This is a genomic window from Streptomyces sp. Ac-502 (genome assembly GCF_045222935.1).
Classification (GTDB): Bacteria; Actinomycetota; Actinomycetes; order Streptomycetales; family Streptomycetaceae; genus Streptomyces; species Streptomyces monomycini.
On sequence record NZ_JBHFFO010000001.1, the window covers coordinates 5,374,303 to 5,388,215 of the forward strand.

General features: G+C 71.0%; 14 protein-coding genes. 6 read left to right on the forward strand and 8 right to left on the reverse strand.

Going from position 1 to position 13,913, the window contains the following annotated elements; all coding sequences use genetic code 11:
- Window positions 1-119: 119 nt before the first annotated feature.
- The 3 genes from ACEXOX_RS24255 to ACEXOX_RS24265 all read left to right on the forward strand — a co-directional run bounded on the left by ACEXOX_RS24255 (window position 120) and on the right by ACEXOX_RS24265 (window position 1,996).
- On the forward strand, window positions 120-971 hold the full coding sequence (locus ACEXOX_RS24255; RefSeq protein ID WP_406523221.1) for a helix-turn-helix domain-containing protein: 852 nt from the start codon (window positions 120-122) through the stop codon (window positions 969-971).
- Window positions 972-982: 11 nt separating this feature from the next.
- On the forward strand, window positions 983-1,180 hold the full coding sequence (locus ACEXOX_RS24260) for a DUF397 domain-containing protein (RefSeq protein ID WP_406523222.1): 198 nt from the start codon (window positions 983-985) through the stop codon (window positions 1,178-1,180).
- 153 nt (window positions 1,181-1,333) lie between these two features.
- The gene (locus ACEXOX_RS24265; protein ID WP_406523223.1) at window positions 1,334-1,996 is read left to right on the forward strand and encodes a DUF4232 domain-containing protein; all 663 of its coding nucleotides are present in this window, start codon (window positions 1,334-1,336) and stop codon (window positions 1,994-1,996) included.
- Window positions 1,997-2,034: 38 nt separating this feature from the next.
- Here the strand turns inward: ACEXOX_RS24265 and ACEXOX_RS24270 are convergent, their stop codons facing one another.
- Window positions 2,035-3,882 (reverse strand): NHL domain-containing thioredoxin family protein, encoded by a 1,848-nt coding sequence (locus ACEXOX_RS24270; RefSeq protein WP_406523224.1) that lies wholly within the window; start codon window positions 3,880-3,882, stop codon window positions 2,035-2,037.
- 193 nt (window positions 3,883-4,075) lie between these two features.
- On the opposite strand from ACEXOX_RS24270, the gene ACEXOX_RS24275 reads away from it, so the two are divergent.
- Window positions 4,076-4,588 (forward strand): hypothetical protein, encoded by a 513-nt coding sequence (locus ACEXOX_RS24275; RefSeq protein WP_406523225.1) that lies wholly within the window; start codon window positions 4,076-4,078, stop codon window positions 4,586-4,588.
- Window positions 4,589-4,599: 11 nt separating this feature from the next.
- Here ACEXOX_RS24275 and ACEXOX_RS24280 read toward each other — a convergent pair whose 3' ends face one another.
- On the reverse strand, window positions 4,600-4,788 hold the full coding sequence (locus ACEXOX_RS24280) for a hypothetical protein (protein WP_406523226.1): 189 nt from the start codon (window positions 4,786-4,788) through the stop codon (window positions 4,600-4,602).
- A gap of 149 nt (window positions 4,789-4,937) precedes the next feature.
- Here ACEXOX_RS24280 and ACEXOX_RS24285 point away from each other — a divergent pair, with 149 nt between their 5' ends.
- Window positions 4,938-5,429 (forward strand): LURP-one-related/scramblase family protein, encoded by a 492-nt coding sequence (locus ACEXOX_RS24285; protein WP_406523228.1) that lies wholly within the window; start codon window positions 4,938-4,940, stop codon window positions 5,427-5,429.
- 177 nt (window positions 5,430-5,606) lie between these two features.
- Here the strand turns inward: ACEXOX_RS24285 and ACEXOX_RS24290 are convergent, their stop codons facing one another.
- Both ACEXOX_RS24290 and ACEXOX_RS24295 read right to left on the reverse strand, forming a co-directional pair.
- Window positions 5,607-6,287 (reverse strand): phosphotransferase, encoded by a 681-nt coding sequence (locus ACEXOX_RS24290; RefSeq protein WP_406523229.1) that lies wholly within the window; start codon window positions 6,285-6,287, stop codon window positions 5,607-5,609.
- Window positions 6,288-6,600: 313 nt separating this feature from the next.
- On the reverse strand, window positions 6,601-7,383 hold the full coding sequence (locus ACEXOX_RS24295) for a carbon-nitrogen family hydrolase (protein ID WP_406523231.1): 783 nt from the start codon (window positions 7,381-7,383) through the stop codon (window positions 6,601-6,603).
- Between the two features lie 144 nt (window positions 7,384-7,527).
- On the opposite strand from ACEXOX_RS24295, the gene ACEXOX_RS24300 reads away from it, so the two are divergent.
- Entirely contained in the window at window positions 7,528-8,352 is an 825-nt protein-coding gene (locus tag ACEXOX_RS24300) for a maleylpyruvate isomerase family mycothiol-dependent enzyme (protein WP_406523233.1), read from the forward strand.
- Between the two features lie 25 nt (window positions 8,353-8,377).
- On the opposite strand, the gene ACEXOX_RS24305 is transcribed toward ACEXOX_RS24300, so the two are convergent.
- The 4 genes from ACEXOX_RS24305 to ACEXOX_RS24320 form a co-directional block, all read right to left on the reverse strand.
- A complete protein-coding gene (locus ACEXOX_RS24305; protein ID WP_406523235.1) occupies window positions 8,378-9,700 on the reverse strand; it encodes a nitrate/nitrite transporter in 1,323 nt (440 codons plus the stop codon).
- Window positions 9,697-10,410: a GntR family transcriptional regulator gene (locus ACEXOX_RS24310; RefSeq protein ID WP_406523237.1), complete on the reverse strand. Its 714-nt coding sequence runs from the start codon at window positions 10,408-10,410 to the stop codon at window positions 9,697-9,699. The genes ACEXOX_RS24305 and ACEXOX_RS24310 overlap by 4 nt, the downstream gene beginning before the upstream one ends.
- 146 nt (window positions 10,411-10,556) lie before the next feature.
- Window positions 10,557-12,233: an MFS transporter gene (locus ACEXOX_RS24315; protein ID WP_406523239.1), complete on the reverse strand. Its 1,677-nt coding sequence runs from the start codon at window positions 12,231-12,233 to the stop codon at window positions 10,557-10,559.
- A gap of 90 nt (window positions 12,234-12,323) precedes the next feature.
- Window positions 12,324-13,802, reverse strand: coding sequence for a UDP-glucose dehydrogenase family protein (locus ACEXOX_RS24320; protein WP_406523240.1), 1,479 nt, complete (start codon window positions 13,800-13,802; stop codon window positions 12,324-12,326).
- Window positions 13,803-13,913: the final 111 nt, after the last annotated feature.

Below are 13,913 nucleotides of genomic sequence, written 5' to 3' on the forward strand. Positions count from 1 at the left end.
GTAGCCCTGCGTTTTGAACGGGTGCTACTTCCGTCACTCCAACGAGTGTCTCCTACATATTCGACGGACAGCCGACCTCCGAGACCGCGACGCTGTGGCACCCGAGCAAGGAGTTGCCCATGGCCCCACGCCAAGTACCCACCGTCCGCCAGCGCCGCTTCGGCACCGAACTCCGGCGTCTGCGCGAAGCCGTCGGCATGACCGCCCCGGTGGCCGGTGAACGGCTGGGCGCGGACCGGACGATGATCTCCAACATCGAAGCGGGCCGGTTCGGCATCAGCGAGGAGCGTCTGCGCCGCCTGGCCAGCATCTACGAATGTGACGACCCCGATCTGGTCGACGCCCTCGCCACGATGACCGGTGGCCGGTCGAAGGGATGGTGGGACGAGTACCGGGGAAAGATCCCGCCGGACTTCCTGGACGTCGCGGAGCTGGAGCACCACGCGACGAGCTTGCGGACGCTGCAAACGGTGCACATTCCCGGGCTGTTCCAGACCGAGGACCACGCCCGGGCGCTGTTCGATCTCTTCATCCCGGCGCTGCCTCGGCTGGAGCTTGAGTTGCGGGTGGCGCACAGGCTGGCGCGGCGCGAGAAGGTGACACGAGAGCCGGGCATCCCGTATGTGGGCCTGGTACATGAGGCGGCGCTTCGCCTGGAGGTAGGGGGCCGCGAGACCGCCAGGGCGCAACTGGACTGCCTGCTGCACGAGAGCGAGCGCGCCAATGTGAAACTCCTCGTCATCCCCTTCGCGGCCGGGGGATTTCCCATGGCCGGAGACACGTTGATGTACGCGACCGCCGCCAACCCCCACCTGGACACCGTGGAGATGGATTCCCCGGTAGGTGCCGTGTTTTTCGACTCACCGACTCACCTCGGCAACTTCCGGCGCCGTCTGGACGTGGTCGAACAGGTGGCGTTGAATCCGGATAAGTCGCGGGACCTCATCCTCGACATCATCAAGCAGATTTGAGAGGTATCGCCTTGGCCGAGTCCCGGTGGATCAAGTCTTCGTTCTCCGAATCTTCCGGCAACGCCTGCATAGAGATCACCGCCGTGGACACAGACGTGGCACTCCGCGAAAGCGATGACGCCACTCGCACCATCACGTCCGGACGCCATGCATTCCGCGACCTTCTCGTCCGCATAAAAGCCAACTTGGTCGGCGACACGCGTCACTGAGGACACGTACCGGCGACGTGTGGGGATTTGGTGCCGAAGGTGACGGCGCTGGCGTCCCGCGCTCCACTCGCTATGGTGTCCGTGCCATGACACCGTCACACGCACCGCCGCCGCACCCGTACCACTGATCGCAGTGACACCACTGGGGGAACCATGACCGCACGCCGCTCCCGCCGCTCCGCCGCTTATGCGGCGCTCGCTGTCGCGATGGCCGGATCGCTTGCTCTGACCGGCTGTTCCGGGAATTCGAAGAGCAAGAAGAGCGCGAAGAAGTCGTCTTCCAAGTCCTCGAAGTCCTCGTCGAAGAGCAAGAAGAAAAAGATCATCGGTGGCGGCGCGGCGGCGGGTGCCGGGGCCGCGGCCGGGTCGCGGAGTGCGCGGGCGTGCGGTCCGGGAATGTTCCGCTTCGAGGTGTATTCGCATACGCCGAACGATCACGTCGTGATCAAGGCCGTGAACACCAGCAGCACCCGCTCCTGCCTGGTCTACAATCACCCGCTGATCCGCTTCGGCGGTGCCAAGGACCCGTTGCCGCTGCTCAAGGGCAGCAACACCATGGGTGGGGACGTGGAGACCGTCCGGCCCAAGGGCGCGGTCTGGGCGAGCATCCCGACCGCCACCGCCGCCCAGAAGGGCAGCGGCAAGAAGACGTACGCGACGATCGAGTTCAGCGGCAGCGATCTGAACGGTGCCCCGAAGGGGCCGCCGCAGCGGGTCTCCTTCCCGACGGCGCCGGTGGCGGTGGGCGCCTCTCAGGTCACGTACTGGCAGAGCACGCTGAACCGGGCGGAGAGCTACACGAAGCCGAAGGGGTGAGGGTGGCGGTCCGGGCACGCGGCCCGGACCGCTCCGCGTCACTCCGCGCTCGCCTCGTCCATCCCCGCCAGCACGAGCGCCAGCCGGCCCGTGCCGCCCTCGACCACCCGTACCGGGACGCCCCAGTCCTGCTGGTGCACATGGCAGGCCGGGTACTCGATCGCCGGGTCGTCGTCGCAGGACGCCGCCATCGCGGAAACGTGCAGCACGCCTTCCGTCACGCCGTCCGCGAGGACCAGGTCCCGGCTGAGGTCGGTGTCCGCGCCGTCGCCGGAGGCCAGCAGTTCGGGCGGGGTCGAGCTGACCAGGAGGCGGGTGGACGGGCCGTAGCGAAGGTCCAGCTTCTGGCCGGCCGGGGCCTGGAAGATGACGTCGAGGCTGAGCTTGCCGGGGCCGACCTCGGTCGCCGCGCGCTGGGTGCGGTGCGCGACGGACTCGACCCGTACGGCCTCCTCGGGCAGCCGCAGACGGGTCAGGCGGTGCCGCGCCGACTCGACCACCACGATCTCCGGGTCGCCGGAGCCCTCGCCGCCCACCAGCACCGCGTCCGACGGCTCGCGCAGGTCGGTGGCGAGCGTGGTGACCTCGCCGGTCGCCGGGTCGTAGCGGCGCAGCGCGTGGTTGTACGTGTCGGAGACGGCCACCGAGCCGTCGGGCAGCGCGGTGACGCCGAGCGGGTGCTGGAGCAGCGCCTGGGCCGCGTCGCCGTCCCGGTGCCCGAAGTCGAACAGACCGGTGCCGACCGCCGTGTGCACGACCAGGTCCGTGTCGAGCCAGCGGACCGCGCTGGTCTCGGAGTCGGCGACCCACAGCCGGTCGCCGCCCGCCGCCAGCCCGGACGGCTGCGCGAACCACGCCTCGGCCGCCGGGCCGTCCACCAGGCCCTCGTTCGTCGTACCGGCGACCGCTTCGACGGTCCCCGTGGCCGGGTCGTACGTCCACAGCTGGTGCACGCCGGCCATCGCGATCCACATCCGGTCCTGCCACCAGGCCACGTCCCACGGCGAGGACAGGTCCACCTCGCGGGCGGGCCCGGAGGTCGCCGAGCCCTGCCACCACTGCTTGCCGGTGCCGGCCACGGTCGCGACCTCGCCGGTCTCCGGGTCGAACGTACGGATGGCGTGGTTGACGGTGTCGGCGACGGCGACCTTGCCGTCCGGGAGCAGCGCCAGGCCCTGCGGCTCGCTGAAGGAGTCCGGGCCGAAGCCGCGCTCGCCGCTGCCGATGCGGCGCAGTACGGTCTCGCCGTCCGCGGCCAGCTCCACGAGCTGGTGCCGGGTGGTGTCGGAGACCAGGAACGTGCCGCCGGGCAGGCGCAGTGCCTTGCCGGGGAAGCGCAGGTCGGTGGCGACCGGCTCCGGCGGTACGTACGGGCCGTCACCGCGCCGCAGCGTGCCCTTCGCCTCGTGCTCGGCCTCCAGCTCCGCCACCAGCGTCTCGATGGCGTGCGCGTGCCCCTCGCCGGCGTGCTGGGCGACGACGTACCCCTCGGGGTCGATGACGACGAGCGTCGGCCAGGCCCGCACCGCGTACTGCTTCCAGGTGGCCAGCTCGGGGTCGTCCAGCACGGGGTGCTCGACCTCGTACCGCTCGACGGCGTCCACGACGGCCTGGTGCTCGGCCTCGTGCACGAACTTCGGCGAGTGCACCCCGATGATCACCACGGTGTCCCGGTGCCGCTCCTCCAGCTCCCGCAGCTCGTCGAGGACGTGCAGGCAGTTCACGCAGCAGAAGGTCCAAAAATCGAGAATGACGATGCGTCCCCGCAGGTCAGCGAGGGTGTAGTCCTTACCGCCGGTGTTCAGCCAGCCGCCCTTGCCGATCAGCTCGGGGGCGCGGACACGGGCACGGCGCGGGGCGTTCGAAGCGGGGGCGGCGTCGTTCATGGTTCAAGGGTGCCACCCGTCCGTGAACGCGGGGTCACGCCCGTACGAAACGCCTGCTCAGTCAGGCCCTTCCCCCTCGGCTCAGAGGTCCATCGGCGGCCCGGATTCAGGCACCACGCGGTTGCCGTGATCTCCGCCAAGGCAGCGCCGCTGTACCGTCGTCTTCGGGAGAAGATCACTGGCAGGGGGCGGGATGAGTCAGCTTGAATTCAGCTGGGAACTCAGTGGTAGTGGTTGGGCGACCTGCCGCATCGCGGACGGTGTCTCGGAGCGGAAAGACTTCGTGAGCTACTGCACGGACGCCCTTGCGGACGTGCTCCACGGTGTCGCAGGGCTCTACGGTCGCACCTCCGTCCAGCGTTTCTCCTTCGATCTTGAGCCGGACGAAGTGCGGTGGGTGCTGCGCCGCACAAGCTCAGACGTGAACGTCGCGATCTACCGGTTTCCCGACATGTCCGCGAGCTTCGACGCGCCGGACCAGGCAGGCACACTCGCGTGGACTTCCACTCAGCCCCTCAGTCTCCTCGGACACGTCGTCTTGGAGGCTGCTCAATCGGTGGTCCGGCTCCATGGGGAGGACGGCTACCGGGAGAAGTGGGTTCAGCACCCATTTCCCGTTGCTGCTCTGCAAGACCTCCGTCGTCTGCACTTGCAGTACGACAGGTGTGAACGGCAGCACGGCGAGCTGCCCGCTCATCTGGGCTGATCCCCCGCGCCTCACACCCACCCCTCCTCCAGCTCCGTCCCGTGCGCCCCGCGCATGTGCTGTCTGATCAGGACCCGGGCGTCCGTCTCGGCGCTGTGGTCGCGGGTGGCTGCCGCGTGGCGGCGTGCTGTGTTCAGGTGGGTGCAGCGGGTGCAGCCCGGGACCGGGGTGAACCGCCGTGTCGTCGCCGCGTCTGCCATGGGGTCATGGTCCGGGTGCGGTGGCCTGTGGGGGTGAAGGACCCGCGCGGGGGCGGGGAAGGTCACCTGGGTGCGCGGGCGGGCCGGGTGGCGGCGTGTCCCGGGGTGTACGGGCGCGTGGGGGCAGGGTGGCCGGGAACATGGGCGGCATGAGGTATCTCGTGCACGACCGGATCTTCGGCATCGGTGACGACTACTGGATCGACGACGAGCACGGACGGCATGCCTATCTCGTCGACGGCAAGGCGCTGCGGCTGCGGGAGACCTTCGAGCTGAAGGACACCGAGCGGCGGGTGCTGGTGACCATCCGCAAGAAGTGGCTCGCCCTGCGGGACACCATGACGATCGAGCGGGACGACCGGCCGCTGGCCACCGTCCGGCGCAAGCGGCTGTCGCTGCTGCGCAACCACTACCGGGTGGAGCTGGTGGACGGCACCGAGCTGGACGTCAGCGGCAAGATCCTGGACCGCGAGTTCGCCGTCGAGTACGACGGCGAACTGCTGGCGGACATCTCGCGCCGCCGGCTGTCCGTACGGGACACCTATGCGGTGCACGTGGTGCGGGAGGACGCCGACGCGGCGCTGCTGATCGCCGTGGCGGCGTGTGTGATTCGGCTGGCGGAGCGGGAGAGGGAGGAATGAGGGGGCGGAGCAGGCCGGGTTTTACGGGGTGTCGAGGCCTAGGGCGGTTCTGATGGACCTCGGAACCGTCCGATGGCTGTCACTGGCGTGCCCGGAAGGGCCGCCGGCGCATCACGAGGTGGCTCACGCTGCGTCGACGATCAGTCCAACGCCCGGCCGAGCGCCATCGGACACGGCCTAGCCGCGGGCGGGGTTCCAGAAGCAGACAGGCAGCGCCTCGACTTCGTGGGCAGCTTGGCGTAGGTCGTCGGCGATCGGTCCCAGCGCGACGTAGACCGAGTCGCCGGCGGCGGCCATGCGGCCGATGACATGGGCGTTGGTCCGGGCCCGGGCGGCAACCACCGTCCCGAAGGCGGAACGGTCGCCGTCGTAGCCATAAGCGTCGAGCAGCAGGTGCAGGCGCCGGGACCGGTCGTCGAACGCGGTGTAACCCGTCCGCTCGGCCAGTCGACGGGCGTGCAACGGTACCCAGGTCAACGCCATGTACGCCAGATCGAACTCGCGCGACGAAGGGCCCGCGGTGTCCCAGTCGAAGAACCCGGCCACCTCGCCCTCGCGCCATACCGCGTTCCACGGGGCGGCGTCATGGTGCCCGATGACCAGGCCCGGCCGCCACGTCTGTCCGGCCAGCCAGTGCACGCCCGGCGGCGGCACAAACGTCTCCGTCGTATCGTGCAGCCGACGGGCCCAGCGGCCGACGCTCACCAACGCGGTGTCCGAGTACACCCATGCGGGCCACGGAAGGTCCTCGCCAGCGGTCTCACCCTCCAAGAGAGTCAAGACCTCACGCCCTTGCCCGTCCATCCCCACCACCCGGGGCGCGCCGTCGAACCCCGCCTCCTCCAGATGATGCAGCACTGCGTGCACGGCAGGGGTCCAGGGCTGTGCGGGGCGGTGGACCGTCCCACCGATTCGCACCGCCCCCACGGTCCGGCCGCCCGGCAGGCGCCTTTCCTCCATAGCCTGGTTGTACCGCACGCGCCCGCCTGCGCCCAGGGCGTTTCTGATGACTTGTGTCGGGCGGGGTGGCCAAGCCTTGAGCTGGGCAGACGTCGGCATGGTGCGGCGACATGAATCGGCCGACGCACACTGGCGGCGTGACTACACCTTCAACGGCACTCTCACCGTCACCGCGATCTTCATCTGGCTCCGCGACACCGTCCAAGAGCCGTCAAGAACGCCCCAGTACGCGGTCGCGCAGGACCGGGAAGTCGGCGCGGGTCTTGGCGACCTTGGCCGGGTCCAGGTCCACCGTCAGCACTTCCTCGTACGGTCCGGCCTCCGCGAGGACCTCGCCCCACGGGTCGACGACGACGCTGTGGCCCGCCTGTTCGACGCCGCCGTTGGTGCCCGCGGTGCCGCAGGCCAGTACGTAGCTCTGGTTCTCGACCGCGCGGGCGCGGGCCAGCAGCGACCAGTGCGCGCGGCGGCGGGCGGGCCAGCCCGCGGGGATGACGAGGGTCTGCGCGCCGGCGTCCGTCAACTGCCGGAAGAGTTCGGGGAAGCGCAGGTCGTAGCAGGTGGCGAGGCCCAGGGTGGTGTCGGGGAGCGGCACGGTGACGGGGGTGTCGCCGGCGCCCATCAGGACCGCCTCGCCCTTGTCGAAGCCGAAGCGGTGGATCTTGCGGTAGGAGGCGGCGAGCTGCCCGTCCGGGGAGAAGACGAGGGAGGTGTTGTAGAGGGTGCCGTCGGGGGCCCGTTCGACGAAGGAGCCCGCGTGCAGCCAGACGCCGGCGTCGCGCGCGGCCTGCGACATCGCCTGGTGGGTGGGGCCTTCGAAGGGTTCCGCCGCGTCGGCGAACGTCTCGAACGCGAAGGCGCCGACCGGCCACAGTTCGGGGAGGACGACCAAGTCGCCGGCCGCTCGCTCGCGGATCAGTGAACCGGCCCGTTCATGGCGTGAGTTGACGGGTTCCGCCGGGTCCACGTGCATCTGGATCAATGAAGCGCGCACAGTACCACCGCCTAAGCATTCGAACCGGTCCGCCGTCAAAAATCAGCCTACGATGGTCACCCGAAAGCGCTGCCGGGGTGCCCGTGCGCAGCGTAACTTAACTGAACAGACCGCAGCCCGCGTACGAACCGTCCGAGGGGTCCCGTGACCGTCCATCCCAGCCTGCAGCCCTCCATCGATGCCTGGTCGCACTCCATCGAGGCGATATCCGAGCTGGTCAAGCCACTTGTGGAAAGCGAGTGGAACCGGGCGACGGACCTCCCGGGGTGGTCCGTGCGCGACGTCGTCTCGCACATCATCGGCCTGGAGAGCGAGATGCTCGGGGACCCCCGGCCCATCCATTCCCTGCCGCGCGACCTCTACCACGTACGCACGGAATTCGCCCGCCGGATGGAACTCCAGGTGGACGTCCGGCGGCACCACACCGGCCCGGAGATGACCGCCGAACTGGAGTACATGGTCATCCGCCGCGCGCGGTCGCTGCGCAACGAGACCCGCGACCCCGAGACGGTGCTGCGTACCCCGCTCGGTGAGGACCGCACGCTGGCGTACGCCCTGCGGCAGCGGGCGTTCGACGTCTGGGTCCACGAACAGGACCTGCGCCACGCGCTGAACCTGCCCGGCAACCTCGACTCCCCCGGCGCGCAGCTCACCCGGGACCTGCTGCTGCTCGCGCTGCCGAAGGTGGTCGCCAAGGACGCGGGCGCGCCCGCCGATGCGACCGTGGTCTTCGACGTGGGCGGCGCGCTGGAGTTCATGCGGACGGTCCGGGTGGACGCGCAGGGCACCGGCTCGATCGACGAGAGCGTCTCGCTCGGCCCGGCCGTGACGCTCTCGATGGACTGGGAGACGTTCTTCCGGCTGGCCTGCGGCCGGGTGCGGCCCGCCGCCGTCGCCGGGCAGGTGAAGATCGACGGCGACCGGCCGCTGGCGGAAGCGGTGCTGGAGCATTTCGCGGTCACGCCGTAACGGCCGGGGCGCGCTGCCGCCGCCCTCACACCGGTACGTGCACCGCCTCCACCCGGCTGGTCACCACCCGCTCCCGCTCCCGCCGGTGCGCCGGTCCGCGCAGCCGCAGGATCTGCGCGACGCCCAGCGCCTCCAGGACGAAGACGGAGATGAACGCGATCCGGTAGTTGTCGCCGGTGGCGTCCAGCAGGACGCCGATCGCCAGCAGCGTGGTCATCGACGCGGTGAAGCCGCCCATGTTGACGATGCCGGAGGCGGTGCCCTGGCGCTCCGGCGGGTTGGCCGGGCGGGCGAAGTCGAAGCCGATCATCGAGGCGGGGCCGCAGGCGCCGAGCACCACGCACAGGACGATCAGCAGCCATACGGGCGCGTGGTCGGCAGGCCAGGCCAGGGTGACCGCCCACAGCAGCGCGGTGGCCGCGACGGTGCCGAGCGCCAGTGGCGTACGGGCGTTGTGGTGGCGGGCGATGACCTGCCCGTAGACCAGGCCGACGGCCATGTTGGACAGCACGACGAGGGTGAGCAGTTCGCCCGCCTCGCCGCGCGTCAGGCCCTGGGCCTCGACGAGGAACGGCAGGCCCCACAGCAGCAGGAAGACCATCGCCGGGAACTGGGTGGTGAAGTGCACCCACATGCCCAGCCGGGTGCCCGGCTCGCGCCAGGCGTCGGCTATCTGGCGCCGGACGTACGCGCCGCCGGTGTGGTGGGCGGGCGCCGGGGCCGGTTCGAAGCCCTCGGGGTGGTCCTTGAGGAAGGCCAGCACCAGGGCGAGGACGACGAAGCCGCCGGCCGCGCTGGCCACGAAGGTCGGGGTCCAGCCGAAGGTGTGCAGGAGGCGGGCCAGGACGAGGGTGGAGACGAGGTTGCCCGCCATGCCGATGAGGGCGGCGATCTGGGCTATCAGCGGGCCCCGGCGGGCCGGGAACCAGCGCGCGCCGAGCCGCAGCACGCTGATGAACGTCAGCGCGTCGCCGCAGCCGAGCAGCGCCCGGGAGCCCAGCGCCATGGCGTACGACTGCGACAGCGCGAAGCCGAACTGGCCGACGGTGTAGAGCACGACGCCCAGGATCAGCACCTTCTTGGTGCCGAGCCGGTCGACCATCAGGCCGACGGGTATCTGCATGCCCGCGTAGACGAGCAGCTGGAGGATGGAGAAGGTGGAGAGCGCGGAGGCGTTGATGTGGAAACGTTCCGCCGCGTCCAGTCCGGCCACGCCGAGGCTCGTACGGTAGGTGATCGCCACGAAGTAGACGGCGACGCCGATGCCCCAGACGGCCACGGCTCTGCGGCCGCCGGGCGGGTCTCCGGGCAGCAGGGTGCCCCGGCCCGCGGTGGTGCCGCCGCTCATCGGACGTCTCCCCGCGCGAGGTTCCGCACCCAGCTGACGTGGCGGTGCACGGCGTCCACGGCCGCCGCCGCGTCTCCGGCGCGCAGCGCCTGGAGGATCTCGCCGTGCTCCGCGATGTTCTTCGCGATCCGGTCCGGGTTGGCGTGCATCACGGCGACGCCCATTCGCAGCTGCCGGTCCCGCATTTGCTCGTACAGCCGGTCCAGGATCTGGTTGCCGGCGTTGCGGACGATTGCGGCGTGGAAGCAGCGGTCGGCCACGGAGACGGCGGCGAGGTCGCCGGAGGCGGCCAGCTCCACCATCTTGGCGAGCTGTTCCTCCAGCTCGGCGATGAGCGCGGGGGCAGCCGGCACGGCCTTGCGCGCGGCGTGTTCCTCGACGAGCAGCCGGGTCTCCACCACGTCGGCGATCTCCTGGGCGGAGACCGGCAGGACCATGGCGCCCTTCTTCGGGTAGAGCTTCAGCAGCCCTTCGACCTCCAGGCGCAGCAGCGCTTCCCGTACGGGCGTGCGCGACACGCCGACGGCCTCGGCCAGCTCCCCTTCGGTGAGCAGCATGCCGCCCTCGTAGTGGCGCTCCAGTACGGCCTGCTTGACGTAGGCGTAGACGCGTTCAGCGGCGGGCGGGGCCTTGGCCGGAGCGGGGGCGGGGGCGTTCGTGGCGCGTGGGGTGTCCGGGGCAGAAGTGACCGGAGCGGCGGCTGAGGACATGCGCACAGCATAGATACAACACGTATGCGTCAGGCAGGGCGGTCCAGGATGCGGACGGGAGCGGGGCGGGGGCAGGGAGGGAGCGGGGCGGGGGCGCAGGGGGCCGGGCGGGGGCGCAGGGAGCCCGGCAGGGGCGCAGAGGGCGCTCAGTGCTCGTGCGCCGACAGCTCCTCGTCGCGGTCCAGGGCGTACGCCCAGATCAGGTGCCGTACACGGGGAGCGCTTCCGGGACGGGTCAGGCCGCGCGCCCGGATCTCCAGCTCCTGGTCCTCCTTGGTCCCGCGTTCCAGGTGCTGGCGCAGGTGCTCCCGCTCGGAGACGACGGTGAACGTTTCGAGGAACAGCGTCGGATCGTCCATGTCCTCGTACAGGCCCCACATCGTGGCGCCGGTCCGCCGCCGGGCCTGGCCGACCGGCCGCATGGCCCGGATGAACGCCTCCGCGTCCGGCCGGTCCACCCGCCACTCCACGATGACCATGACGGGCCCGATGTTGCGGCCCGGCGTCTGCATGCTCTCCGCCTCGGGCCAGTGCTGGACGTGTTCCATGTCGATGTGGCCCGCGGGCATCGGCATCGTCCGCATGCCGACCACCGTGGTCAGCGCCAGCCCGACGCCCGCGATCACGAACGCGCTCTGTACGCCGAACCAGTCGGCCACCAGCCCCCAGCCCACCCCGCCCACCGCCTGGCCGCCCATGAAGACCAACTGGTAGTAGGCGAGCGCGCGGGTGCGCGCCCAGACGGGCAGCAGGATCTGGGCGGAGGCGGAGAGGGTGGACAGCACCGCCACCCAGGCCAGCCCCGAGATGATCAGCGCGACGGCGGCGACGAGCGACGAGGTCACCAGTCCGATCACGGCCATGGTGGCCGCGTAGAGGATCATCGCGACGGTGACCAGGCCGTTCGTCGTCGTACGCGGTCGTACCGCGGGCAGCGCCAGCGCGCCGCCCACCGCGCCCACCCCGACGCATCCGAGCAGCAGCCCGTAGCCGCCCGCGCTCATGCCCAGCGGGCCGCGGGCGATGGCCGGGAGCAGCGCCCACAGCCCGCCCGCGAAGAGCATGAACAGCCCCGAGCGGCCGAGTACGGCACCGAACATGGGCGCCCTGCGGACGTACCGGGCGCCCGCGCGGATCGCGCCGCGTACGTGCTCCGAGCCCAGCGGCCGGTGGGTGGCGGGCCGCCGCCAGGCGTACAGGACGACCATGACACCCAGGAAGGACAGCGCGTTGATCCCGAAGGTGGCCGCCGGGCCGGCGGCGGAGATGAGCAGGCCGCCGAGGGCGGGTCCGGCGGCGCGTGCGACGTTGCCGTTGGCGCTGTTGAGGAGGGCCGCCTGGGGGATCTCGTCCTTGGTGACCAGTTCGGGCTGGATGGACTGGAAGGAGGAGATGCAGAAGGCCTCACCGACGCCCATCAGGGCCGTGAGCCAGAGCAGCGAGGCGGGGGTCGCCTCGTCGGCGGCGGTGACGGCGGACAGGCCGGCCGCCCCCATGAACATCAGCAACTGCCCGCCGAGGAGCAGCCGCCGCTGGTCGAGGATGTCGCCGAGCGCTCCGGCGGGCACCACCAGCGCGAAGACCGGCAGGGTGGTGGCGGTCTGGACGAGGGCGACCTCCAGCGGGCCGCCGCCGAGGTCGCCCATCAGCCACTGGGCGCCGACGGTCTGCATCCAGGTGCCCATGTTGGCGGCGAGCTGGGCGATCCACAGCGCCCGGAACATCCGGCGGCGCATCGGGGCCCACGCCGACGGTTCCGGACGGGCCGCCTCCGGAGGCGCTTCGTCCGGGGGCGGCTCGTCCAGCACGGGTGGCTGATTCACCGGAAACGCTCTCCTCGCCGTGGGCACCGACCGCTGTGTCCTTGTGTCCGTACCCGCGACGCCCGGGAAAGGTCTCTTACATCCCGAGATTCACCGGTCTGGGAGAGGGGGCGGTTCCGGGAGGGAGGGCGGTTCCGGCAGGGAGGGTGGTTCCGGGGAAGAGGGCGGCGGCTCCGGAGGGCGGCTGCGGACCGCGGCCCCCGGTGCCGGTTCCGCGCCGCGGGCACCGGCCGCCGGGCCGGATCTGCCGCTGACGGCCGAGGCGGGCAGCCGGGTGCCGATGCTGCGGTAACGGACCGGAAGGGCGGCCATCTGCTCGGGGCTCAGACAGTTCTTCCCGTCGATGACCAGCCGCGGCTCGTACAGCAGGGCGGCCAGGGCCCGCCAGTCCGCCTCGATCGCCTGCGGCCACTCGGTGAGCACCACGACGGCGTGCGCGCCCTCGACCGCCTCCGTCAGGCCGGCCGCCGGGCGGGCGCCGGGGAAGAGCGCCGCGACGGCGTCCGTGTCGGTGCCCGGGTCCCACACCCGTACGCGCGCGCCCTGGCCGAGCAGCGCCGGGACCACCGTACGGCTGGGCGCCGCGCGCAGGTCGTCGCTCCAGGGCTCGTACCGTACGCCGAGCACCGCGATCTCCGCGTCCGCCAGGCCGCCGGCGGGTCCGTCGCCGAGTTCGGTGCGCAGCAGCTGGACGGCCAGCCCGAACTGGGCGTCGTTGACGGCGATGGTGGCGCGCAGCAGCGGGGTCGGCAGGCCCGCGGTGCTCGCCCAGTGGGCCAGCGCGTTGGTGTCCTTGGGCAGGCAGGAGTCGCCGTAGCCGAGGCCGGGCTGGAGGAAGGCGTGGCCGATCCGGGGGTCGAAGCCGACGCCTTGCATCACGTGGTCGACGTCGATGTCCGGGCCGCAGCACATGCCGGCCACCTCGTTCGCGAAGCTGATCTTCGTGGCGAGGAAGGCGTTGCTGGCGTACTTGATCATTTCGGCGCCGGACGGCGTGGTCTCGACCCACGGCGCCGCGATCCCCTCGTACAGTTCGCGCAGCGCCCGCAGGCCGGTTTCACCCCAGGTGCCGGCGACGATACGGGCGGGCACCGACCAGTCCTCCAGCGCGCTGCCCTGGTTCAGGAACTCGGGGTTGTACGCGAAGCGTTCCCGCAGTCCGGGGTACGTCTCGGCGAGCACGGCGCTGGTGCCGGGCGGCACGGTGGACTTCAGCACCACGCAGGGCGCGGGCAGCAGTTGCAGGACCTCGTCCAGTACGGAGGTGACCTGCGTCAGGTCGGCGGACCCGTCGGGGGCGGGCGGCGTGCCGACCGTGACGAGCACGATGTCGAACGGCGTCCGCCGGTGGCTCTCGGTGACGGAGCCGGAGAAGTGGAGCCGCCCGGTGGCCTGGGCGGCCGCCAGTTGCTCCGGCAGTCCGGGCTCGAAGACCGGCGCCCGGCCGGCGTCCAGGACGCGCAGCCGGTCCGGGTCCTGCTCGACCCCGGTGACGTGGTGACCCTGGTGGGCGAGGGCGACCGCTCCGGTCAAGCCCACATATCCCTGTCCTATGACCGCTACTCGCATCACAAATCAGCCCCTTCGGTCCCGCTGATTTGATTCGCCGCGCCCCCGGAATGGCGGATTCGTGCCGCGAATGACGGCTTCGTGCCACGCGACGAGGCAATTGTTGCCAGT

Excerpts from the sequence above, each read along its gene's own strand:
- ACEXOX_RS24255 (WP_406523221.1), top strand. The coding sequence starts at position 120 with ATGGCCCCACGCCAAGTACCCACCGTCCGCCAGCGCCGCTTCGGCACC.
- ACEXOX_RS24265 (WP_406523223.1), top strand. The coding sequence starts at position 1,334 with ATGACCGCACGCCGCTCCCGCCGCTCCGCCGCTTATGCGGCGCTCGCT.
- ACEXOX_RS24270 (WP_406523224.1), bottom strand. The coding sequence starts at position 3,882 with ATGAACGACGCCGCCCCCGCTTCGAACGCCCCGCGCCGTGCCCGTGTC.
- ACEXOX_RS24275 (WP_406523225.1), top strand. The coding sequence starts at position 4,076 with ATGAGTCAGCTTGAATTCAGCTGGGAACTCAGTGGTAGTGGTTGGGCG.
- ACEXOX_RS24280 (WP_406523226.1), bottom strand. The coding sequence starts at position 4,788 with ATGGCAGACGCGGCGACGACACGGCGGTTCACCCCGGTCCCGGGCTGC.
- ACEXOX_RS24285 (WP_406523228.1), top strand. The coding sequence starts at position 4,938 with ATGAGGTATCTCGTGCACGACCGGATCTTCGGCATCGGTGACGACTAC.
- ACEXOX_RS24305 (WP_406523235.1), bottom strand. The coding sequence starts at position 9,700 with ATGAGCGGCGGCACCACCGCGGGCCGGGGCACCCTGCTGCCCGGAGAC.
- ACEXOX_RS24310 (WP_406523237.1), bottom strand. The coding sequence starts at position 10,410 with ATGTCCTCAGCCGCCGCTCCGGTCACTTCTGCCCCGGACACCCCACGC.
- ACEXOX_RS24320 (WP_406523240.1), bottom strand. The coding sequence starts at position 13,802 with ATGCGAGTAGCGGTCATAGGACAGGGATATGTGGGCTTGACCGGAGCG.